This is a genomic window from Bradyrhizobium sp. LMG 9283, assembly GCF_045571415.1.
GTDB lineage: Bacteria > Pseudomonadota > Alphaproteobacteria > Rhizobiales > Xanthobacteraceae > Bradyrhizobium.
Genome location: NZ_CP120691.1, coordinates 1,479,000 through 1,501,622 on the forward strand (window position 1 = coordinate 1,479,000; position 22,623 = coordinate 1,501,622).

The window sequence follows — 22,623 nt, forward strand, 5'->3', positions numbered from 1 at the left end:
CATTACGCCACTGCCTCCTCTTGCAGCGTTGCTTCGATCTCGCGTAGGATCCGCGCCAGCCGTTCGGCCCATTGCTGCTGGCCGGTCTCGTCGGTGATCAGGTCCTGGCGGATTTCAATGCCGGTGTTGATCAGCCCGCGCGCCTCGCCGTGCACGGGGATGGTGTAGTCGGTGATGTCGCTCACCGCATAAGGCTGGTTGTCGCCGATGACGAGCTCGCTCTCGCCCCGCAGGTGTCCGAGCAAGAGCCGCGGCAGCACCGTGTCGCGGTGATAGAGCGTGCCGATGTGCCAGGGCCGCGGATCGCCTAAATAGAGGGGCGTGAAGCTGTGCAACGCCACCAGCACCGTCGGCTTGCCCGCCTGCATGCGCGCATTGATCGCTGCGCCGATCCGGCCGTGATAGGGATCGAAGATCTCGCGCCGGCGCATCTCCTTGGCCGCGGCCGATAGATTCTCATTGCCGGGGATGGCGGTCGCCTCGGAGATCACAGGGATCGAGCTTGCGACGTCGGGCGGACGGTTGCAGTCGATCACAAGCCGCGAATAGCGCTGCGCGATCAGATGCGCGTCGAGCATCTTGGCGAGCCGCTCGGCGAGGCCGGCGATGCCGATGTCCCAGGCGATGTGCCTGACAAGCTCGCTTTCCGCGACGCCGAGATTGCCGAGCGCGCGCGGCAGCACCCGTCCGTAGTGATCCGCGATGAGCAGGAACGGCGATGTCCCTGCCGCATTTACCTCATGCACGGGCGGAATGTCGCCCTCGCCGAGCAGTTGATCGGCTGCCTCGGCTGTGTCCAAAGCCATCCTGATTTGCCTATGGAATAGCAACGTGTGTAAACGGAGTAACGGCATTGCTCCGTCGCCGCAACGTTGGAACACCATGAGCTCCGATCGACTTTTCGTCTACGGCACCCTGATGCGCGGCTTCGACCATCCGATGGCGCGGCTGCTCGCGGGCCATGCGGAATTTCTGGGTGAAGCGACCTGTCGCGGCCGGCTCGTTCTGGTGAAGCACTATCCGGGATTGCTGCTCTCCGACGCGCCGACGGACATCGTCCATGGCGAGCTCTTTCACATGCGCGTGCCGGACGAGCTCCTGCGCGAGCTCGACATGTACGAGGCCTGCGGCGAGGGCTTTCCGGAGCCGACGGAATATTTGCGGCAGTTGGTCGATGTGACGCGCGCCGACGGCACCGCCGAGAAGGCCTGGACGTACGTCTACAACTGGCCCGTCACCGGTCTGCCGCGCATCGAGTCCGGTCGCTTCCTGGAGCATTAGACTAGGCCGACAGCACTTCCTTCACCACGCGCACGTCGACCTCGCGCTCGACATAGCTCCACTCCTCGGTCTGCCGGAGCATCGCCACCAGCTCCTCGAACAGCGAGGCGTCTGCGGGAGCGAACTCGAACCAGGTCAGGAAATCGAACGGGCCGCCGAGGTCGCGGCAGTGATAGAGCTGGCGCGCGATCGCCGGCAGGAAGCGCACGCTGCTCGCAATGTGGTGCGATCTGTCCTCGAAGATCTTGCGGCGCTCCTCCTGCGTCAGCTCCCACCAGGCTTGCGACTTGCGGATCGGGATCAGCGCCGCGCTGGTTGCCTCTAACCGGCCGAGGCCGGCCTGCACGGCCACGAGCTGCTGCTTCTCAGGCCGCTCGGTGTAGCGCAAGTTGCTCGCGACCCCGACCAGCCGCCAGGCATTGCGCGATGCTACCTGCGGCAACGAGACGGCCTCGCTGTCGGTCACCGACAGCGCCGGCATGAAGGGCAGGGGCTCGCCCGTCACTGGCGAAATCGAGGTGACGCGCCAGCCCCCGCTCTGGCCGCCTCGAAAGGTCCTGAACATGGGGGGTATGGAAGCGTGGAACCGGGCGCGGTTCAAGGCCTCTTTCCACCGTCATTCCGGGGCGCCCCGAAGGGGCGAGCCCGGAATCCATCGAGCCGCCCGAATGTTGGGAGACATGGATTCCGGGCTCGCGCTACGCGCGCCCCGGAATGACGGAGCAATGACCGGCAGGCCTGTGCATAGGTCGAATAACCCGGATAACCCGCCTAAATCTGACTTTTGGCCGGGCCGCACCTATATCCCTAACCCTTCGCCCGACTCACACGGTTTCGCGCTACACACATCACATGCGCTTCACGCCCCAATTCCTCGACGAGCTTCGTGCCCGGCTTTCGGTCTCCGAAGTCGTGGGCAAGCGCGTCAAGCTGAAGAAGGCAGGAAGGGAGTGGAGAGGGCTGTCGCCATTCCAGCAGGAGAGGACGCCGTCCTTCTACGTCAACGACCAGAAGGGTTTTTACCACGACTTCTCCTCCGGCAAGCACGGCGACATCATCGCCTTCGTGATGGAGACCGACGGCGTGCCGTTCGCGGAGGCCGTCGAGCGGCTCGCCAATATGGCGGGCTTGCCGCTGCCGGCGGTGACGCCCGATGCGGCGCGGCATGAGCAGCGGCGCAAATCGCTGCATGACGTCATGGATCTCGCCGCAAAATTCTTCGCGGAGACGCTGGCCTCGCGCGTGGGCGCGAAAGCGCGCGGCTATCTCGCCGACCGCGCCATCTCGCCGGCGACGCAATTGCAGTTCCGTCTCGGCTACGCCCCGCCCGACCGCTTCGCGCTGAAGGAGCATCTCGGCAAGCAGGGCATCTCCGTCGAGGACATGATCGAGACCGGGCTGCTCATTGCCGGCGATGACATCCCTGTTCCTTACGACCGCTTCCGCGATCGCGTGATGTTTCCGATCACCGACCTGCGCGGCCGCGTCATCGCCTTCGGCGGGCGCGCGCTGGAGAAGGACGTTCCGGCCAAATATCTGAACTCGCCGGAGACGCCGCTCTTCCACAAGGGCGACAATCTCTACAATCACCAGACCGCGCGCAAAGCCACGCATGATGGCAGCGCGCTGATCGTGGTCGAAGGCTATGTCGACGTCATCGCCATGGTCACCGCGGGCTTTGCCGGCGCCGTCGCGCCGCTCGGCACAGCGCTCACCGAGAGCCAGCTCGCGCTGCTCTGGAAGATGGCGGACGAGCCGATCCTTTGCTTCGACGGCGACCGCGCCGGGCAGAAGGCGGCGTATCGCGCCGCCGATCTTGCCTTGCCTTTCCTCGCACCCGGCAAGAGTCTTCGTTTCGCGCTGCTGCCGGAAGGGCAGGACCCCGACGATCTCGTCCGCTCGGGCGGGCGCGGCGCGATCGAGGAGGTGATCGCGGCGGCGCGGCCGCTCGCCGACATGATCTGGTCGCGCGAGCTCGAGGGCGGCAATTTCGCCACGCCCGAACGCCGCGCCGCGCTGGAGGCGCGCATCAAGGAACTCACGAACGGCATCCGCGACGAGGTGGTGCGGCGCTATTATCGCGACGACTTCGTCGAACGGCTGCAGCGCACCTTTGCCCCTGAAGGCGGTCGCGGCTTTGGCGGCCGGGGCAATTTCCGGCCCGGCGGCGGCCGGCCGTTCCAGCCGAGGGCAGGGGGCCCGAATCGATTCGGCGCCCAGGGATTCGGCGGCGGCCGCCGCGGCGCCCCGGGTCCCACCCTGCTACCGTCCGGCCCCTACCAGGCGGCGAGCCCCCAGCTGGCGGCAAGCCCGATCATGCGGGGCCAGCGCAGCGCCATCTCCCGCCGGGAGGCCCTGATCCTGCAATGCCTGATCAATCACCCCTGGCTGCTGCATGAGCATCTCGAGGAGGTAGCCGCTCTGGAGCTGGCCCATCCCGAGGCCCATAAGCTCAGGGCCGGCATCATCGCCGCCTTTGCCAACGACCATCACCACTCGCCGGACCCTGGCGAGCAGGCCGAAAAGATGCGCAGCGACCTCGAACGGGGCGGATTTTCCCAAACTCTTCAAAGGGTTGAGAGCGTCATCACGACCCAGGCGGTGTGGGCCGCGCGCGAGGGCGCAGCAAGGGACGACGTTCTTGCCACCTGGCACCAGCTGGTTGCCTTGCATCGGCAATGGCATTCACTACTTAGAGAGCTGAAAGACGCCGAGCTGGCCTTGGGGGAGGATCCCAGCGAGGCCAATTTGGCGTGGCTGCGTGACGTCAAGGCTCGGATAGGCGAAGTTGACGGTACCGAGGCCCTGATCGAGGGCTTTGGCGAGCTGTCGGGCCGGCTCCAGAAGAGCATGTGATGAAGAATCATGCGGACGGCCGCGGCCGGAACCGCTAAAAGACTCGCCAAATCCTGGGTTTGGCGGCAAAAACAGGGTTAATCGAGGCTTAACGGTCTTGTAGCACTTTGGCCCAGAGGCGGCCGCAGGCATAACAGACGCGTCAGGAATGAATCCGCGCAATCGCTGTTGGCACTACACCTGCATCCGCCGCGTCAAAGAGGCTGACGAAGCGTTAGGCAATCCCGGCGAGAGAAAGTTGGGGGTGGCGAGAGATTTGTGCGCCGCCCTTTCCGTGTCGAGAGCTGCCGAAGCGAGAGCGTCGAGCAACAGGATCAAGTGAATTCAGGCAGGCGCGGCGGGCGTCAGGCATGAAGCGCGTTTAGGAGCAATGGATGGCCACCAAGGCAAAGACGCTGCAGGCGAAGGACAAGGAAAAAGACGACAAGGCAGCGGATGCGCCGGAGAAGGACTCCCAGGACGCGCCCTCGCCCTTGCTCGACCTGTCCGACGCCGCCGTGAAGAAGATGATCAAGCAGGCCAAGAAGCGCGGCTTCGTGACCTTCGATCAGCTCAACGAAGTTCTGCCGTCCGACCAGACCTCGCCCGAACAGATCGAGGACATCATGTCGATGCTCTCGGACATGGGCATCAACGTCACCGAAGCCGACGACACCGAAGGCGAGGAAGAGAAGGACGAGAGCGACGACGACACCGACAACGAGCTCGTCGAGGTCACCCAGAAGGCCGTCACCGAGGTCAAGAAGAGCGAGCCGGGCGAGCGCACCGACGATCCCGTGCGCATGTATCTGCGCGAGATGGGCACGGTCGAGCTGCTCTCGCGCGAGGGCGAAATCGCCATCGCCAAGCGCATCGAGGCCGGTCGCGAGGCGATGATCGCAGGCCTCTGCGAAAGCCCGCTGACCTTCCAGGCCATCATCATCTGGCGCGACGAGCTCAACGAAGGCAAGATCTTCCTCCGCGACATCATCGATCTCGAAGCGACCTATGCCGGCCCGGACGCCAAGGGCGGCATGAATACTGCGATGATTGCAGGCCCCACTGGTGAGAACGGCGAAGCGCCGGCCGAGGGTGGCGAGGCCACGGCGGCGGCAGCCGCCGCGCCTGCGCATGTCGCTCCGCCCGCAGCGCCGCCGGCGCCGACCCCGTTCCGCGCCGCGCCTGCGGCCGGCGGCGAAGGCGAGGACAAGGATCCGGGCGAGGCCGCGGCCGAAGCCGACATGGACGACGACGAGTTCGAGAACCAGATGTCGCTCGCGGCGATCGAGGCCGAGCTCAAGCCGAAGGTGGTCGAGATCTTCGACAAGATCGCCGATAGCTACAAGAAGCTGCGCAAGCTTCAGGAGCAGGACATCCAGAACCAGCTCCAGAACGAGTCGCTCTCGCCGCATCAGGAGCGCAAGTACAAGAAGCTCAAGGACGAGATCATCGTCGAGGTGAAGTCGCTGCGCCTCAACCAGGCGCGCATCGATTCACTCGTCGAGCAGCTCTACGACATCAACAAGCGCCTCGTCTCGCATGAGGGCCGCCTGATGCGCCTTGCCGACAGCCATGGCGTCGCGCGCGAGGACTTTTTGCGCAACTACACCGGCTCGGAGCTCGATCCGCGCTGGCTCAACCGCGTCTCGAAACTGTCGGCCAAGGGCTGGAAGAACTTCGTCCATCACGAGAAGGACCGCATCAAGGACCTTCGCCACGAGGTGCATCAGCTCGCGGCGCTGACCGGCCTCGAGATCGGCGAATTCCGCAAAATCGTGCACTCCGTGCAGAAGGGCGAGCGCGAGGCACGCCAGGCCAAGAAGGAGATGGTGGAAGCCAACCTCCGCCTCGTGATCTCGATCGCCAAGAAGTACACCAACCGCGGCCTGCAGTTCCTCGACCTGATCCAGGAAGGCAACATCGGCCTGATGAAGGCGGTCGACAAGTTCGAGTATCGCCGCGGCTACAAGTTCTCGACCTACGCCACGTGGTGGATCCGGCAGGCGATCACCCGCTCGATTGCGGACCAGGCCCGCACCATCCGCATCCCCGTGCACATGATCGAGACGATCAACAAGATCGTGCGCACGAGCCGCCAGATGTTGAACGAAATCGGCCGCGAGCCCACGCCCGAGGAGTTGGCCGAAAAGCTCGGCATGCCGCTGGAGAAAGTGCGGAAAGTCCTCAAGATCGCCAAGGAGCCGCTGTCGCTGGAGACGCCGGTCGGTGACGAAGAGGATTCACATCTCGGCGATTTCATCGAGGACAAGAACGCGATCCTGCCGATCGACGCCGCGATCCAGTCCAACCTGCGCGAGACCACCACGCGCGTGCTGGCGTCCCTGACGCCGCGCGAAGAGCGCGTCCTGCGCATGCGCTTCGGCATCGGCATGAACACCGACCACACGCTGGAAGAAGTGGGACAGCAGTTCAGCGTGACGCGCGAGCGTATCCGCCAGATCGAAGCGAAGGCGCTGCGGAAGTTGAAGCATCCGTCGCGGTCGCGGAAGCTGCGGAGCTTCTTGGATAATTGATCGTAGACGTAGACAGCGATTCCAAGCAAAACGGCGGGCCTTGGTCCGCCGTTTTTCATTTGTCGTCATTGCGATCGCGGCGAAGCAAATCCAGAGTCGTTCTGCGGAGGATTTTCTGGATTGCTCACATGGGGATTTGATGTGTCAAGATTTATGGTCAGCTCTTTGTTCGATTGCAGGCCAGCTCTTCGTCCCGACCGCGGAACTTTTCGGATGGCGCGCGCAGATCAGGTCAAGACCGGCCCGTGAGGGCCGCCGCGAAGCGGCTTGGTCTTGACCTGAGCGAGCACGCCTTCAGGCTCGTTAGGTCGGGAAGTGCGGCGTGAACTACTCCTATGGTTGGCGATCCAAGGGTCGAGCCGGTTTTGGCAATCTGGTTTGCATGCCAGATCAAACTCACATTCGGTCGTTGCGCGGTGGCAACTGCACCAACATTCCGCTTGCGGCGGGCAGGCTCGAGAGGACGAGACCCTTCTTCGTTACGGCGTTTGAAGCCATGCAATCCATCGGTTCGTCCACCCGGATCGGCCGAGGCTGATCAACCTCGGCGGATTGGTTTTGAGGCTGAGAGGCGTGGTGTCAGGCGCCGGGCTTCACCACGGCTCCCTCGATCACGACGCCGGCGGTCACGTATTTCCACAGGGCCACGAGCAGCTTGCGCGCCAGCGCCACGATTGTGCGCTTGCGGCCGCGCTGGCTGTTGGCCTTGAACCACTGGGTCAGAGCCGATTGAGGCTGATGACGTATCCACAGCCAGGCGAGCTGGATCATCGTGGTTCTCAGGCGCGGATTGCCGGCCTTCGACACGCCCTGCTCACGCTCAATGCCGCCACTGCGCCATGGCGTGGCCGCAAGACCGGCATAGGACGCAACCTGGCGGCGGTTGGTGAACTGACGGTGGAAGGCCTCCGACCAGAGAATGGCAGCAAAGTTCGGGCCCAGGCCCTTCAAGTCGAGCAGCATCGCGACCGGGTTCGATGCAGCCTTCTCGCCTGCTGGTCGGCTTGCAGCCAGCAATGCATCCTGCTCGCGCTCTACCGCCGCGATCTGGTCAAGCAGAAGTTCGAGCCGGTCGAGCTCGCGGCTGATCTGCGCCTTCAAATGCGCCGGCAGCAGCCGCCCGTCCCCCGTGCGCAAGGCCTCGAGCCGCGTCCGTCGATCGCGCCGCAGCGGCACGTAGTCGAATATCCCTTGCGCAAACAGAACACCCTTGATCCGGTTCACATGCACGATCCGCTCCGCGATCAAGGTCCGCCGCTCCCGGCAAAGCCTGCGGCGGTCCTCTTCTTCCGGAGAGGGGGCAACGACCATCGCGCAGACCCGTGGCTCGCCGCGCTTGTAGGCCAGAAGCGACCGCAACAGCGTCTCACCGTCCAACCGGTCCGTCTTGGCCCGCCGGCGCCGGCGCGGCGTCGCGATCGAGGCCGGATCGACCACGTAGCTCTCGACGCCCTCCGACTGCAGAGTGCGGTGAAGCCAGAACCCATCCAGCCCCGCCTCCTGGATGGTGATGATCGGATAACTCTCGCCCGTTCGCGCCTGGGCCTTCTTCAGCGCTGCAAAGAGCTTCAAAAGCTCCGCAATAGCGCCGGCCTTCACGCTGTGTTTGGACATCTTCTCGCCCTTGCCGGGCGACAGCGATGTAACCAGCCATGTCGAACGGCTCAGTTCCAATGACACAAAAATTGCGCCAATCTGCGTCCGGATAGCGGCCAGTCCGTCGGAAAGATGATCGAGCAACATCGTTGTCTCCAGGTTGAGTGCTTCAGCAACCTCAGTCTGGCCTCAGACCCGGTCGCTATCCACTCCCCATGGAATCTTCGCTGCGCTCGCAATGACCTGAAGAGATGAAGGCCTATTTCTTCTTCGCCCCCACCCTTTCGATCCGCTTGATCGCCAGCGCCGGCCTGCCGCTCTTTTCCGCGATCTCGCGGTCCTGCTCCATGATGAAGCTGCGGGCGGGTTCGTCGCCGTCGAGGCCGCCGAGGAGCTCGGCGGGCACGCGGCGGTTGGAGCGCTGGGAGCCGTCTTCATAGACGACGTTGAAGAAGGCGAATTCGCCTTTCGGATTGGTTCCGGGTTTTTTGGCCATGGCGGCTTGTCGTCGATCAGGACGCCGCAGTCAAATGACTTTGAGCCTGGCATAGGTGGGCTCCTCCGCGTTTTCCTTGAAGCGCACACTTGACCTGAGGTTGACCTTGGAAGAACATGAAGCTTTCAATTGCTCCGCTGCATTTTGGGAGCGCGTGATATGCCCAATACGGCCATGGATTATTCCAAAATCTGTTTCGTCATCATGCCGTTCGGTTTGAAGAAAGTCGGCGACAAGGATGTCGATTTCGATGTGATCTACAGTGACATCTTTCTCCCCGCCATCGCCGCGGTCGACCTGCCTGAGGGCGGCAAGCTCGAGCCGCGGCGCACCGATCAGGACTTCTTCACGGCATTGATCACGCAGGACATGTTCGAGTACTTGGAGTACTCGCGCTTCGCGTTGGCCGACATCAGTGGCCTCAACTTCAACGTGGCCTACGAGCTCGGCGTTCGGCACCGCGCGCGTGAGGCCGGCACGGCGATCTTCCGCCAGGGCAACTCCGCCCCGCCCTTTGATATCGCGTCGATCAAGGCTTTTCCCTACGAATATGCGCCTGCTACGGAGGCGCAGAAATCGCGGGCGCTGATCACGCAGGTGTTGACAGAGTCGCTCAAGCGCAACCGGATCGACAGTCCGGTACGGCAGGCCCTCGACGAGCAGCGGCAGTCTCCGCCGGTCAATGACTTGTTGACACAGGCCGAGAACGAGATCCGCGCCTACAACGTCACCGGCGCGATGGAGATCTATCGCCAAGTGGTTGCGGCCGATCCCAATAATCCGTTGCCGCGGATGAAGCTCGGCCTGTTATGCCGAGACAACGACATATGGGACGAAGCGCTCGAACAATTCACCGCTGCGGCCGCCGCGTCGCCGACCTATAGTGAAGCCTGGCGCGAGAAGGGAGTCGCCGAGAACAAGGTCGCGCAAATCGCCAAACAGCCGCCCCTCGATTCCGATCCCGCGCCCGGCGAAACATCCATTCGCGAGGCGATCAGACTCAACCCGAAGGGATTTGACGCTCTCGCCTCCCTCGGCGGCGTCCTCAGACGCGCAGGGCGCCGTGTGCCTGCACTTGCGGCCTATGAGGAGGCGATGAAGGTCTCGGGCGGACATCCCTATCCGCTGCTCAACGCGCTGAAGCTGCGTGCGCAAGTCAACGGCCGCCTTGCCCTGTCCGAGTCGGACGAGCTTGCGCTGGCGCGTGCCGCCCGAGTCCGGGAGGCGCAGCTGAAACAGCAGCCGCCGTTCGATCGACCCTGGTGCTACTTCGATCTCGCGGAGATCAGGCTGTATCAAGGCGATGCCGCTGCCTTTCTCAAGATTGCCAAGGATGGATTTGCGGATCTGGACACGGTCAATTGGCAGCGCAAGACCTTCATCGACACTTTGCGCGGGCTGCTACCCGTCGAGAGCGGGCTTCCGGGATTCAAAACGGGTTTCGAAGAGCTGGAGAAGAAATTGCCGCCGGAGTGACCGAACGGGCCTCGCGCGTTTCCATCCTGGATCGCGAAACAGACCAAGTGAGTCCGATTTCGAGGTGCGCAGCTCGCACGGCGCTCAATAAACGGCGGGCCGAAGCCCGCCGTTTATCTTGGTCTTCAGCGTCGCCCGGGGCTGGTGGGGAGACAACCTAAAATAGAAGGTTATAGACTGCGCCCCGCGATGGCAAGGCAAATCGTGGTGCCATCGATGTCGCAGCGAGCGCATCGGATATGCGTTGGTTCTGACGTGTGATGCAGCCCCGCATGGAAACGATTGTTTTGGTTACCAAATCATTTTGTTCATCTTCTTTTGCTCATGCGATGCAGCCAGAGCGACGCGCTCTGTAGGAAAGTGCGTTGGCCTGCACGTGTTCCAGCCGGTGGCGATCGCAAGCGCAAAAGCAGGTCAATGCGCGCGTGCGCTGGGCCACTTCCTGTCGGGTTCTCCTGTTTGTTTTGTCCCAATCTAGAAAGCGCGGCGTGAGGCAGTTTGATGCGGATCAAGTCTTGCGCTTCAAGCCCTTGCGTTTTGACGCTCCCAGCGTTCCCGGGCATGATCGCGTACTGCTTCGCGCTGGGATTTTGGGGGATTGCGCCACATGCTGAGACTGCTTCTCGCCGCCGCGTTGGTCGTGTCTCTGGCCGGCGGGTCGGCGCAGGCCGCCCGCTGCGGCGGCGACTTCAACAGCTTCATTGCCGGTATGGCCGCGGAGGCGCAGGCGGCCGGCGTCTCCGCGAGCGTGACGAGCGCAGCGCTCGGCGGCGTGGCGCCTGATGGCGCCGTGCTCGCCTTCGACCGGCGCCAGCGCCACACCTTCAACAAGAGCTTCGAGCAGTATGTCTCGACCCGCGTCGGTCCCGGCCGCATCAATGGCGGGCGGGCGCTGCTGCAGCGCCATGCCGCGCTGCTGTCGCGCATCGAGCAGCAGTTCGGCGTGCCCCGCTACATCCTGGTCGCGATCTGGGGGCTGGAGAGCGATTTCGGCAAGGGCGACACCGGCAAGCTGCCGGTGATCCGCACGCTGGCGACGCTCGCGCATGATTGCCGCCGCACCGATCTGTTCCAGGGCGAGCTGCTCGCGGCGCTCAAGATCGTGCAGCGCGGCGACCTGCCGCTGCGCGACCTCATCGGCGCCTATGCCGGCGAGATCGGCCAGACCCAGTTCCTGCCGTCGTCCTACATCAAATACGGCGTCGATTTCGACGGCGACGGCCATGTCGACCTTCGCCACAGCGTCCCCGACGTGCTCGCCTCGACCGCGAACCTCTTGCACATGAGCGGCTTCAAGATGGGGCAGCCCTATGGCGAAGGCACGCCGAATTTCGAAGCTATGCGCGAGTGGAACAGGGCGGTGGTCTATCGCAAGACGATCGGGTATTTCGCGGATCGCTTGATGGGGCAGTGACTTCCCTCTCCAGGGGAGGGTGGGAGCAGGCGACGTTCGCTTACTCTTTTGCCGATCTTCTCCATGCACCGTCGCAACGGCGCCTAGTACGTTCCCGCGCGGAAACTCTGAAGTACCCTTTTTGGAACTATGAGTTACTTTTTTTGAAATGAAAGCGAACCCAGCCCGGCTTCGGGTTTTTAACATGCGTTATGGAGGCATGCACTGGGAGCTGCCGATGGGACAAGCAAAGCCATTTCGCGCGACAGCGCTGATTGTTGAAGACGACGCCATGCAGCGGGAGATGCTTTGCGTTCTCCTGGAAGAGAGCGGCTACCAGGTCATCCAGTGCGAGAGCGCCGAGGCAGCGGAGCGTGTGCTCGATACGAGCGCCGGCTCGCTCTGTCTGATGCTGACCGACATCCAGCTTGCCGGCCGCATGAACGGCGTCGAGCTCGCGCACCTCGCCAAGCACCGCAATCCGAAGCTCGACGTCGTCGTCACCTCCGGCCGCCCGTTGAAGCAGCCCTTGCCTGACGGCGCCAAGTTCTGGGCCAAGCCCTGGGCGCCGCTCGACGTGCTGCGCGAGGCCGAGATCGCTCAGCTGTCCTGACGGCTGGCCAGAGAGCTCGCTTTCTCGCCGCGAGCCGTGGTGATAAGGTCAGCCAATGACCTTGTCCTTCCTGCTCACTTCGCTGATCGTCGTCGCTTCGCCCGGCACCGGCGTGCTTTACACGCTGGCCGCGGCGCTGACCCGCGGCTCGCGGGCCAGCATAGCTGCCGCCTTCGGCTGCACGCTCGGGATCGTGCCGCATATGGTGGCGGCGATGCTCGGCCTTGCCGCCGTGCTCCACACCAGCGCACTTGCCTTCGCCGCGCTGAAATGGTGCGGGGTCGCCTATCTGCTCTACATGTCCTGGCAGGCACTGCGCGAGCGAGGCGCACTGACGGTCGAGGGTGAGATCCGCGAGCGATCGAGCGGACGCGTCATCATCACCGGCTTCCTGATCAACATCCTCAATCCAAAGCTGTCGATCTTCTTCCTCGCCTTCCTGCCGCAGTTCATCGCGGCCGACGAGGCCCATGTGCTGGCGCGCATGCTGGAATTGAGCGGCGCCTTCATGGCGATGACCTTTGCGGTGTTCGTCCTCTACGGCTTCTCCGCCGCCGCGGTGCGCGAGCGCGTCATCTCCCGCCCCCGCGTCATGGCCTGGCTGCGCCGCAGCTTTGCCGCCGGCTTCGCCGCGCTCGGCGCCAAGCTGGCGTTCGCGGAAAGATAGCTTCTTGTTCAACTCTCGAAAGTCGTCATGCCCGGGCTTGTCCCGGGCATCCACGTTCTTCGTACTGCGCCGTAAGGCGTGGATGGCCGGGACAAGCCCGGCCATGACGCTCTCGGACCATCCACGTCTCGATCACTCATCAAATAAAAAAGCGGGCCCGCTGCCCGCCATCGTCAAACCCGATGATGCTACCCGACGCCCGGGCGGAGCGAGTCCACCCGGGCAAAGAAACAGAAGCCTCGTTACTTCTTCTTCGCCTTCTTGGCCTTTTTCGCCTTCTTCTTCGCCGCCTTCTTCGCTTTCTTAGCCATAGTATCCTCTCAAGGGTTTAATGGTGGAACGCGACACGAGGGATGCTCGGCGGAGGGCCAGCCTCGCAACATCCTCGACGACAAACTCAGCAGATTCGGAGCCGGCTGCCCCGCGCCGTCATCTCTCCGTCATTGCGTTATCCACAGCTCAGATGCATTTTCGGGTGATTTTGCTGCGCGAATCCGCTTCGCGCGCCCGCGGCACGGCGCGCTCTTTCGCATCAAGCCTTGCTTAACGATGCCGGAATCCGTTCGCGGCTTTCATCAATCCAAAACCAACGGCCAAGTTTACGCGATTGCGGTGAGACTCCATTAAGCGCGCCGCGCGCATGATTGCCCGCAAGAACACGGGGGCGGGTATGTACGGACAGTTGCCAAACGAAGAGGGCGGGACCATGCGCGTCCCGCAGTCGCCATGCTGAGCGTGCCGACACTCTGGACCGTCATCATCATCAACTTCCTGGCGCTGGGCCTGATCTGGGCCTATGTGGCGCGCGCTTATCCCAAATTCGAGGCGGCGCGGTACTGGACGGCGGCGGCGGTGCTGGCTGCAGCGGGCGCCGCGATCTCGATGCTGCGCGACGTTATGGATCCGCGCCTTCCGCTAGTCGGCGGCGGCGGCTTGATGATCTTTTCATCGTGGCTCGCCTGCATGGGCGTGGTCCGGTTCTATCACCGGCCGGTGTCCTGGTCGGTCGCGGTCGCCAGTTCGCTGCTCGCCAGCGCCGGCCTCGCGTTCTTCCTGGTCGTCACCGACAACGTGCCGATGCGGGTCGTGATCTACTCGCTGGCACAATCGACTCCGATCCTGCTGACGCTGCCGCTGCTTCTCGGCAAGCAGAACGGGCGGGAAAATCCCGGCGCGCGCCTCGCTGCGATCGTGGGGTTGCTGCTCCTGTCCATTCACGTCGTCCGCTCCGGTGCGGCGCTGCTCGGCTATGGCGGCGCCATCACCGCGATCAACTTCAACGGCTTGCAGGCGTTGATGATCCTGCTGCTGGTGTTCCTGGCCATGGCCTGGAATTTCGCCTGTCTGCTGATGGCGATCGAGCGGCTGCGCAACGAGGTTGCCGACCTTGCGCTGCTCGACGATCTCACCGGAGTTGCCAACCGGCGGCATCTGCTGCAGCGCCTGACCGAGGAATGCGCCCGTTCGGCACGGAGCGGCGAGCCGCTCTCGCTGCTGCTGATCGATCTCGACGGTTTCAAGACCATCAATGACACCCATGGCCATGCCACCGGCGATGCCTGCCTCAAGCACTTCACCCTGATGGCGCAGACGCGCCTCCGGCCAGGCGACATGCTCGCCCGCACCGGCGGCGACGAGTTCTGCATCGTGCTGCCGTCCGCGTCCCTGCGCGAGGCTGCCGCGATCGCCCGCCGCGTGCTCGAGGTCTGCCGTCAGGATGCCGTCAGTTGCACCGGCAGCGACATTCCGATCGCGATCTCGATCGGGGTTGCTCAGTGGGATCGCGGCATCGGGGAATTCCCGGACCGCCTGATGGCCAATGCCGACCATGCCCTCTATGCCGCCAAGAAGAACGGCAAGAACGATTTTGCGGTCTATGATCCCGCCCCGCCGCTTTCGCCCGAGACGGTCGAGACGTTGAGGAAATTTGCGTAAAGCTTGTTAGGTTCGGGTCGCATTGGACCTTACATGATGCTGTCTCGCCTGACCGGGGCCGTTTTGGCCGCTCTCGTTCTGATCGCCCCAGCCGCCGCCACGGACGCCGAGCTCGCCAGGCTCGCGCGCACCTCCGGCACGCCCGACATCCCCGGCTTGAAGATCATCTGGCTGGCGCCGTGGGGCGACGTCCGCAACGCAAGAGCCTGGCGCAACATCATCGTGCACCAGACCGAGGGCCCTGCGGGCTCGGCGCGCGGCGGCGCACAAGCGCAGGCGAAGAACCCGACGCGGCGCGGCGTCACAGTCTGGGTCGAGACCGATGGCACGGTCTATTGGGCGGTTGCCGAAAACCTGGTGCCAACCCACGGCGACGGCGCCAACCGCAACGACAACAAATACATCGACAACAGGCCGACCTATCGCCAGGTGGTGCGCGACAACTCGATCGGCGTCGAGTTCGCCGGCAACTATCCCGACGTGACGACGGGCCCGACCGAGGCACAGGTCGCGGCGTGGAAGATCCTCGTCAGCGTGCTGCGCGCGCGCTACGACATCCCGGCTGGTCGCGTCTATGCGCACAACTGGATCGACTACAAGGACGCGCGCTATTGCGAAGGCTGCACGCTCGCGACGATGGCAAGGGAGTGGGGGGAGTAGGGGCTTCGGAGTACCGCCACCGGGCGCGTCCGGCAATCGGCGGCCGAAACCGCCGTTGCCGAACGGCCGTCGAGGATGGCGGAGTTCAGCCGGCCTTCCCGTTCAGGGGAATGCCTTGGGAAGGTCAGCCGAAGGCTTCGTGACGATCTGATGCGCATCGCGCCAGATCACTTCACGCTGGTGCGAAGCCGTGATCGCACGCACCGGCAGGCCACCTTCCTCGAGCAGCCAGGCGCAGTAGCGCGCGCGACTGACCGCTTCACGGGCCCGAGGATCGAACCAACAAATGCCCCAGATCGAATCGCGCCGCTTGAAATGCCGCGCGATGCGGCCCGGCATCGGTAGATGCTGCGCAAACCAGGCGAACTGGTCTGCTAGCTCGTTTCGAATCCAGTCGGGGCAGTTGGTTCGGTCGAGATACCAGGACGCACGAAAGAAGCCGCTCTCCACGCGGCTGTGCGGGTGGACGAGCGGTGTAACGAACCGCAAATACATGATGCACGGCGACGCGCTTTTGGGTCACGCCCCTCGTAACCAAATTGAATGAACGGAAGAACAGCCGCGAAGCGGCGTTCAGCTCATGACCCTGGCTGTGTGAAAACGCTGCGCTTGATGTGATTCGCGCGATATGATTCCCGCACGATTTGCGGGGGCTGGAATGAAGCGCTTCGTTGCGGAGGCGGATCGTGGGCAATCGTCGCTATTGCCCGAGTGCCTCGATGATTTCATTGACGAGGGCAACCCTGTTCGCGTGATCGACGTGTTTGTCGATGCGCTCGATTTGGCCGAGCTAAGCTTCGAGGGGTGGAGCCGGCGGCGACCGGTCGGCCGTCATACCATCCCTCGGTTCTCCTGAAGCTTTACATCTACGGCTATCTGAACCGAGTGCAGTCGAGCCGGCGGCTCGAACGAGAGGCCGGACGCAATGTCGAGGCCATGTGGCTGCTGGGCCGGCTCGCACCTGATCACAAGACGATCGCGGACTTCCGCAAAGACAATGGCCTGGCGCTCCGCAAGGTATGCGCACGCTTCGTCGAACTCTGCCGTGAAATGGGTCTCCTCGCGACGTCGAGCGTCGCCATCGATGGCAGCAAGTTCAAAGCGGTGAACAACCGGGACAAAAACTTCACACGGGCGAAGGTGGAACGGCGGCGCGCCCAGCTGGAGGAGAGCGTCGCGCGCTATCTGAGCCAACTTGACACGGCCGACCGGCAGGAGCCGAGCGAGGCGCTGGCGGCGAAGGTGACGAGGCTGACCGAGAAGCTGACGAAGCTGAAGGAAGAAATGGGCAAGCTTGCCGTCTACGAGAAGCAGATGCTTGCGTCACCCGACCAGCAAATCTCGTTGACCGATCCCGACAGCCGCTCGATGGCGACAAGCGGCCGGGGCTCCGGCACCGTCGGCTACAACGTGCAGGTCGCCGTCGACACCGAGCACCATCTAATCGTGGCGCACGAGGTGACGAACAGCGGCTCAGATCGGGCACAACTCGCCAATATGGCCAAGCAGGCGAAGGCTGTTCTCGAGACCGAGACGCTCGAAGCCGTGGCCGATCGCCGCTACTTCAACAGCCCGGAGATCCTCGCGTGCCACGAGGCCGGCATCACGGTAACTCTGCCCAAGCCGCTGACGTCGGGTGCCAAATCGGAGGGGCGCTTCGGTAAGCAAGACTTTGCCTATTTGCCAGAGGAGGACGTCTATCGCTGTCCGGCTGGGGAGCGATTGCCGTATCGCTACACAAACGAAGAAGACGGCAAGATGCTGCGGCGCTACTGGACCACTGCCTGTCAAAATTGTGCGCTCAAATCGCAGTGCACGACAGGGCCAGAGCGGCGAATTACACGATGGGAGCACGAGCATCTGCTCGAGGCTGTGCAGCAGCGCCTTGACGCAAACCCAGAAGCCATGCGTCAGCGTCGGGAGACGGTCGAGCATCCGTTCGGCACGATGAAGGCCCGCATGGGAGCGACACACTTCCTCACCAAAACGCTCCCAAAAGTCGCGGCCGAGATGGCACTCTCGGTCTTGGCCTATAATCTGACACGGGCCATGAACATCGTCGGGACCAAGCCACTGATCACTGCGATCGCGGCCTGAGACCAGGCGCGGTTCCTAGCTTCCGGACCGATGCCCTTTGAAGCCGTTTTTACACGGCCAAGACCGATCGCCGACGACCTGTGGGCGGCGGTCGGAACGTCTCGATTTCAACTTCATGCCGCCTCCCTCTGAAAGCGCGCGGCGCTGGATCGCGCCGGGGGCCGGAGGACATACACGACCCGGCGGCCTGCGACAAGCATCCTCGACCTGGTTGGATGCATCTGGGCAACTCGCAGGGCAATGCCCCATCCATGACAAAAAAGCCGGCGTTGCCGCCGGCTTTTCGTCTCTTTCGATCCGCCAATCTCTTCGCTGAACCGTCCCGCTTAATGCGCGGCTTCCAGTGCAGCTTGTTCCTGCCTTGCGATCGTGCCCTTGACCGCGGACTGCACCTTCTCGAAGGCACGCACCTCGATCTGGCGGACGCGTTCGCGCGACACGCCGAACTCGGCGGCGAGGTCTTCCAGCGTCATCGGCTCATCGGCGAGGCGGCGGGCCTCGAAGATGCGGCGTTCGCGCGGGTTGAGCACGCCCATGGCGCCGTTCAGCGCGTCACGGCGGTGATCATACTCCTCGTGCTCCGCCATCATGGCTTCCTGGTTGGGCGTGTTGTCGACCAGCCAGTCCTGCCATTCGCCGGCTTCGCCGTCGTCGCGGATCGGCGCGTTGAGCGACGCGTCGCCACCGAGGCGGCGGTTCATGTCGATCACGTCCTGATCGGTGACGCCGAGGCGCTTGGCGATCATCTGCACCTGATCGGGGCGGAGATCGCCTTCGTCCAGCGCGTTGATCTTGCTCTTCGCCTTGCGCAGGTTGAAGAACAGCTTCTTCTGGTTCGCGGTGGTGCCCATCTTCACGAGCGACCAGGAACGCAGGATGTACTCTTGAATCGACGCCTTGATCCACCACATGGCGTAGGTGGCGAGACGGAACCCCTTCTCGGGTTCGAAACGCTTCACCGCCTGCATCAGGCCGACATTGCCTTCCGAGACGACCTCGGAGATCGGCAGGCCGTAGCCGCGATAGCCCATGGCGATCTTGGCCACGAGGCGGAGGTGGCTAGTGACGAGTTGATGTGCCGCGTCGCGATCGTCATGCTCGCGCCAACGCTTGGCGAGCATGTATTCCTGCTGGGGTTCCAGCATCGGGAATTTGCGGATCTCGGCGAGGTAGCGAGAAAGGCCGGATTCTCCATTGAGGACCGGCAAAGCAGCGGTACGGGCCATAGTGCGCCCTCCAAAGGTTCAGGCCCCCGATAGCGGCGGGCCAGGCAGACGACCGCTGTGTTAAAGCCGGCCGTAGCTGCGATGTTCCGCGTTGATCATTTCAACGCAGGCGCAATATACCCCATCGGGTGTCAAAAAGGGAAGGATTGCTGACGTCACGTCCCCGTGTGGCAGCTATAACTTTTTGTAATGTAACGACTTTCTTAAGCGGCCTGCGTCATAGCGCCGCTTTGAGGGCGCGTTCGAGGAGAAGCAAATCCTCCGGCAGAGGCGCCTCCCAGTGCAGAAGTTCTCCTGTCCTCGGGTGCTCCAATACCAGCAGGTACGCATGTAAGGCCTGTCGCCCAAGCGCCGCCAACGCGGCTTGCGATTCAGGGCCGAGCTGGTTGGCCTTGGTCTTGAAATGCGGACCATAGACGGCATCGCCCATCAGCGGGTGGCCGATATGGGCGAGGTGGACGCGGATCTGATGAGTGCGGCCGGTCTCGAGCTCGCAGGCGAGCAGGGCGGCGACGCCCTTGCCGTCGCGTCCATTGAAGCTTTCCAGAATCTCCCAATGCGTCACCGCCTCGCGACCGCTTTGGCGCACCGCCATCTTCTCGCGCGCATGCGGATGGCGGTCGATCGGCGCATCGACGGTGCCGCGGTGCCGGTTAGGCACGCCCCAGGCGAAGGCCATGTAACCCCGCCGCATCGCGCCGGTGCGGCCGTGGTCGGCGAATTGGGCGGTCAGTGAGGCATGGGCGAGGTCGTTCTTGGCGACCACCATCAGCCCCGTCGTGTCCTTGTCGAGCCGGTGCACGATGCCGGGCCGGCGCACCCCGCCGATGCCCGACAGCGAGGTGCCGCAATGGGCGATCAGCGCGTTCACCAAGGTGCCGGTCTCATGGCCGGCCGCGGGGTGCACCACCAGCCCCTTGGGCTTGTTGAGGACGACGATGTCGTCGTCCTCGAACACGATATCGAGGGCGATATCCTCCCCCTTGGGCTCCGCAGGCGCCGCCTCCGGCACGTCGATTATGATCGTATCGCCGGATGCGACGTGATAAGCGGGGTCGCGGACCGCGGAGGCCTTCAGGTGCACTGCGCCCGCCAGGATCAGGGCTTTCAGCCTCGATCGCGACAGCTCCGGCAGGCGCGCCGCCAGCACGCGGTCGAGCCGCGCCGAGCCCTCGTCGCCGGCGACGATCACTTCCAACCTTTGCGCTGACCCAGAGCTTTCCATGACGACGTCTGATACCGCTGTTCCCGAACCGACCCCCGAGCAGGCCGCGTTGTTCGCGCGGGTGCGGCGGATGATGCTGATCGCGGGGTTGACCACGGCGCTGGCGATCTGCGCCGTGCTGATCGCGGTGGGCTACCGCCTTTTCAAGTCCGAGGGAAGGGCGACTGAGCCCGTCGGCGACGTCACCGCCACCCTGCCCAAGGGCGCAAAGATCGTCTCGACCGGGGTCGCCGGCGACCGCCTCGTGGTCACGCTGGACTTCGGCGGAATCATCGAGATCCGCACCTTCGATGCCCACACGTTGAAGCCGGCCGGAAAGCTGAAATTCGTCAATGAGCCGTGAGGGAGGCCGCGGTCGCGAGGCCTACTCCGCTGTCGTCCCGGACAAGCGAAGCGCAGATCCGGGACCCATAACCACAGGGCTCAGTTGGTGAATTCGACCGGGAGCCCCAGTTGAGCTTAACCATCGCGTTCGGGGAAATGGTCCTGACTTCGCTAGGACGACGGCGGAGAAACCGGTGAATCTCACCTTGCCGCCGACAAAATTCGCGGCTATGTCGTACCCCTCACGCTCCCTTCGTCTAGCGGTTAGGACGCGGCCCTCTCAAGGCTGAAACAGGGGTTCGATTCCCCTAGGGAGCGCCAGCAAATCCTAAGCCATTGAAAACCTGCACACTCTAGGCAACCATGTGAGCCTGGAGAGACCGCCCTGCTACACGCGTAGTCTCACAAGGTGGTCGCAATGGCCCTCGCAGTCGCAACATGGCAATCCTGATCCCGAGCCTCGGCTTCGCGCGCTTCGACAGCCGTGGCGAGCTTCGGCTGGCGGAGCGGCTCAAGGACTTCCTCGAAGAGAACGCTGTCGTTTGGCACAACCTGCCTGTCGGCCCTCTCAACCGGCATCCGGATTTCATTGTCGTTCATCCCGCGAACGGCTTGCTCGTGCTCGAGGTGAAAGACTGGCGCCTGGAGACGATCGTTTCGGCGGACAAGACGAAGGTCGAGCTGCTGACGAGTCGTGGTGTCGTGCGGGAGAGCAATCCGCTCGAGCAGGCTCGCAAGTATACGTTCGAGGTCGTGCGCACACTGGAGCGCGATGGGCAATTGTTGTTTCCGCCCGGTCATCGCTTCGCGGGCCGGGCCATTGTTCCGTTCGGCTTCGGGGCCGTGTTCACCAACATCACGCGCAAGCAGTTCGACCAGACCAATCTCAAGGAGGTGTTCGCCGAGCATCTCTGTCTGTTCAAGGACGAAATGACGGAGGGCGCTGATCCCGAGGAATTCCGGTCCAGATTGTGGCGCATGGTTCATCCGCGTCTCGGAGAGCCGCTGTCCATGCCGCAGTTCGACCGCCTGCGGGCGCTTCTCTTTCCGGAAATCCGCATACGACAGATCGCCCTGCCTCTGGAGGACGCACCTCGGGTCGATCCTTCGGACCGGACGCTTGCGGTCATGGACCTGCATCAGGAGCAGTTCGCGCGCAGTTTGGGCGAGGGGCATCGAATCATTCGCGGCGTCGCCGGATCGGGCAAGACGCTGATCCTGGCCTTTCGCGCCGAGTATCTGGCACGTGCGGCGGCAAAGCCGGTGCTCATCCTGTGTTACGCCAATGGCATCGCCGGGCGACTCGAGGATGCCATGCAGAGCAGGGGCGTGGAGGACCGCGTTCAGGTTCTCACCTTTCATTCCTGGTGTTACCGGATGCTGCGGACTTATGGGATTCCCGCCCCCTCCGAGCGAGACTATCCGAACTACGCAGAGCGACTGGCTGCGAGCGTATCAGAGGTCGTGAAGGCCGTCGATCAAGGCCATATCCCAATGGAGCAGTACGACGCTGTCCTGATCGACGAGGCACACGACTTCGAGCCGCAATGGCTCGCGCTTGCGGCTAAGATGGTGAACCCGCGCACGAAAGCGCTGATGGTCGTCTACGACGATATTCAGGCCATCTATAAGGGGCGTGAGCGCCCGGTGTGGAAGCAGCTTGGAATCGAAGCGTCGGGCAGAACGACCGTGTTGAAAGTCAACTATCGCAACACGGCGCAAATCGTTGCCTTCGCGCGACGCTTCGCTGCAGACGTCATTGGTGCTCCCGGCGTCACGGCCGACGATGAGCACGCCATCCTCTTGCCGGAAGATGCGGGTCGGCAGGGACTGGAGCCCGCGGTGCGGCGCTGCGTGAGCATCGACGCAGAAGCTCACTGCGTCGCCGAGTGGTTTCTCGACCGGAAGAAAGCCGGGTACGAGTGGTCGCAGATGGCGTGTCTCTACCCCGAGCACTGGATCGGCGGGCGGGTCGCGCAGATCCTCGCCAGGCACGACGTGCCGATCGATATGGCCAAGGACAATCGCAACAGGGTTTCGGTCAAGCGCGTCGCCGTGCGCTTCCTGAGCATGCACACCGCGAAGGGCCTGGAGTTTCCCTGCGTCGCCATTGCCGGCTTGGGCTTGCTCGGCCGCCACGGCGAGACCGTCGAGGAATGTGTAAGGCTGACCTATGTCGGGGTGACCCGGGCGACTCACGAGGCGCTGCTGACGTATTCCAGCGAGACCGCGTTGGTGCAGCGTTTGATCGCTTAGACTGGCGTC

At 63.5% G+C, this 22,623-nt stretch carries 18 protein-coding genes, 1 tRNA gene and 1 pseudogene; 13 read left to right on the top strand and 7 right to left on the bottom strand.

Translation table 11 applies throughout. The features are described 5' to 3' along the window. Positions 1-2: 2 nt before the first annotated feature. A complete protein-coding gene (locus P6U29_RS07015) occupies positions 3-806 on the bottom strand; it encodes an N-formylglutamate amidohydrolase (protein ID WP_407116928.1) in 804 nt (267 codons plus the stop codon). Positions 807-882: 76 nt separating this feature from the next. Here P6U29_RS07015 and P6U29_RS07020 point away from each other — a divergent pair, with 76 nt between their 5' ends. Beyond that, the gene (locus P6U29_RS07020) at positions 883-1,281 is read left to right on the top strand and encodes a gamma-glutamylcyclotransferase (protein ID WP_407116929.1); all 399 of its coding nucleotides are present in this window, start codon (positions 883-885) and stop codon (positions 1,279-1,281) included. 1 nt (position 1,282) lies between these two features. On the opposite strand, the gene P6U29_RS07025 is transcribed toward P6U29_RS07020, so the two are convergent. Further along, positions 1,283-1,846, bottom strand: coding sequence for a chlorite dismutase family protein (locus tag P6U29_RS07025; RefSeq protein WP_407116930.1), 564 nt, complete (start codon positions 1,844-1,846; stop codon positions 1,283-1,285). A 287-nt stretch (positions 1,847-2,133) separates the two neighbouring features. On the opposite strand from P6U29_RS07025, the gene dnaG reads away from it, so the two are divergent. Beyond that, positions 2,134-4,137, top strand: a complete 2,004-nt coding sequence (gene dnaG, locus P6U29_RS07030; RefSeq protein ID WP_407116931.1) for a DNA primase — start codon at positions 2,134-2,136, stop codon at positions 4,135-4,137. A gap of 374 nt (positions 4,138-4,511) precedes the next feature. Further along, the gene (gene rpoD / locus P6U29_RS07035) at positions 4,512-6,650 is read left to right on the top strand and encodes an RNA polymerase sigma factor RpoD (RefSeq protein WP_407116932.1); all 2,139 of its coding nucleotides are present in this window, start codon (positions 4,512-4,514) and stop codon (positions 6,648-6,650) included. Positions 6,651-7,229: 579 nt separating this feature from the next. On the opposite strand, the gene P6U29_RS07040 is transcribed toward rpoD, so the two are convergent. Both P6U29_RS07040 and P6U29_RS07045 read right to left on the bottom strand, forming a co-directional pair. Next, positions 7,230-8,393, bottom strand: coding sequence for an IS110 family transposase (locus tag P6U29_RS07040; protein ID WP_407116933.1), 1,164 nt, complete (start codon positions 8,391-8,393; stop codon positions 7,230-7,232). Positions 8,394-8,505: 112 nt separating this feature from the next. After that, the gene (locus tag P6U29_RS07045) at positions 8,506-8,742 is read right to left on the bottom strand and encodes a hypothetical protein (RefSeq protein WP_407116934.1); all 237 of its coding nucleotides are present in this window, start codon (positions 8,740-8,742) and stop codon (positions 8,506-8,508) included. A gap of 159 nt (positions 8,743-8,901) precedes the next feature. Between P6U29_RS07045 and P6U29_RS07050 the strand changes: the two genes are divergently transcribed. The 6 genes from P6U29_RS07050 to P6U29_RS07075 all read left to right on the top strand — a co-directional run bounded on the left by P6U29_RS07050 (position 8,902) and on the right by P6U29_RS07075 (position 15,486). Further along, positions 8,902-10,218 (top strand): hypothetical protein, encoded by a 1,317-nt coding sequence (locus tag P6U29_RS07050; RefSeq protein ID WP_407116935.1) that lies wholly within the window; start codon positions 8,902-8,904, stop codon positions 10,216-10,218. Positions 10,219-10,825: 607 nt separating this feature from the next. Further along, positions 10,826-11,632: a lytic murein transglycosylase gene (locus tag P6U29_RS07055; protein ID WP_407116936.1), complete on the top strand. Its 807-nt coding sequence runs from the start codon at positions 10,826-10,828 to the stop codon at positions 11,630-11,632. 217 nt (positions 11,633-11,849) lie between these two features. Then, on the top strand, positions 11,850-12,224 hold the full coding sequence (locus P6U29_RS07060) for a response regulator (protein WP_407116937.1): 375 nt from the start codon (positions 11,850-11,852) through the stop codon (positions 12,222-12,224). A gap of 55 nt (positions 12,225-12,279) precedes the next feature. Further along, a complete protein-coding gene (locus P6U29_RS07065) occupies positions 12,280-12,891 on the top strand; it encodes a LysE family translocator (protein ID WP_407116938.1) in 612 nt (203 codons plus the stop codon). A 726-nt stretch (positions 12,892-13,617) separates the two neighbouring features. After that, the gene (locus P6U29_RS07070; RefSeq protein ID WP_407116939.1) at positions 13,618-14,826 is read left to right on the top strand and encodes a GGDEF domain-containing protein; all 1,209 of its coding nucleotides are present in this window, start codon (positions 13,618-13,620) and stop codon (positions 14,824-14,826) included. Positions 14,827-14,859: 33 nt separating this feature from the next. Then, entirely contained in the window at positions 14,860-15,486 is a 627-nt protein-coding gene (locus P6U29_RS07075; RefSeq protein WP_407116940.1) for an N-acetylmuramoyl-L-alanine amidase, read from the top strand. A 102-nt stretch (positions 15,487-15,588) separates the two neighbouring features. Here P6U29_RS07075 and P6U29_RS07080 read toward each other — a convergent pair whose 3' ends face one another. Continuing rightward, positions 15,589-15,936, bottom strand: coding sequence for a hypothetical protein (locus P6U29_RS07080; protein WP_407116941.1), 348 nt, complete (start codon positions 15,934-15,936; stop codon positions 15,589-15,591). A gap of 208 nt (positions 15,937-16,144) precedes the next feature. Here P6U29_RS07080 and P6U29_RS07085 point away from each other — a divergent pair. Continuing rightward, a pseudogene (locus P6U29_RS07085) lies at positions 16,145-17,583 on the top strand (IS1182 family transposase). Positions 17,584-17,909: 326 nt separating this feature from the next. Here the strand turns inward: P6U29_RS07085 and rpoH are convergent. Further along, positions 17,910-18,809: an RNA polymerase sigma factor RpoH gene (gene rpoH, locus P6U29_RS07090; protein WP_027575252.1), complete on the bottom strand. Its 900-nt coding sequence runs from the start codon at positions 18,807-18,809 to the stop codon at positions 17,910-17,912. A 217-nt stretch (positions 18,810-19,026) separates the two neighbouring features. Next, complete coding sequence (locus P6U29_RS07095) at positions 19,027-20,034, bottom strand: RluA family pseudouridine synthase (protein ID WP_407116942.1); 1,008 nt, start codon at positions 20,032-20,034, stop codon at positions 19,027-19,029. Here P6U29_RS07095 and P6U29_RS07100 point away from each other — a divergent pair. From P6U29_RS07100 to P6U29_RS07110, 3 genes are all read left to right on the top strand, one after another. Beyond that, a complete protein-coding gene (locus P6U29_RS07100; RefSeq protein WP_407116943.1) occupies positions 20,033-20,377 on the top strand; it encodes a hypothetical protein in 345 nt (114 codons plus the stop codon). The two genes, P6U29_RS07095 and P6U29_RS07100, sit on opposite strands and share 2 nt — an antisense overlap. A gap of 227 nt (positions 20,378-20,604) precedes the next feature. Then, positions 20,605-20,679, top strand: a tRNA-Glu gene (locus P6U29_RS07105). A 117-nt stretch (positions 20,680-20,796) separates the two neighbouring features. After that, positions 20,797-22,614: a DEAD/DEAH box helicase gene (locus P6U29_RS07110; protein ID WP_407116944.1), complete on the top strand. Its 1,818-nt coding sequence runs from the start codon at positions 20,797-20,799 to the stop codon at positions 22,612-22,614. Positions 22,615-22,623 lie beyond the last annotated feature (9 nt).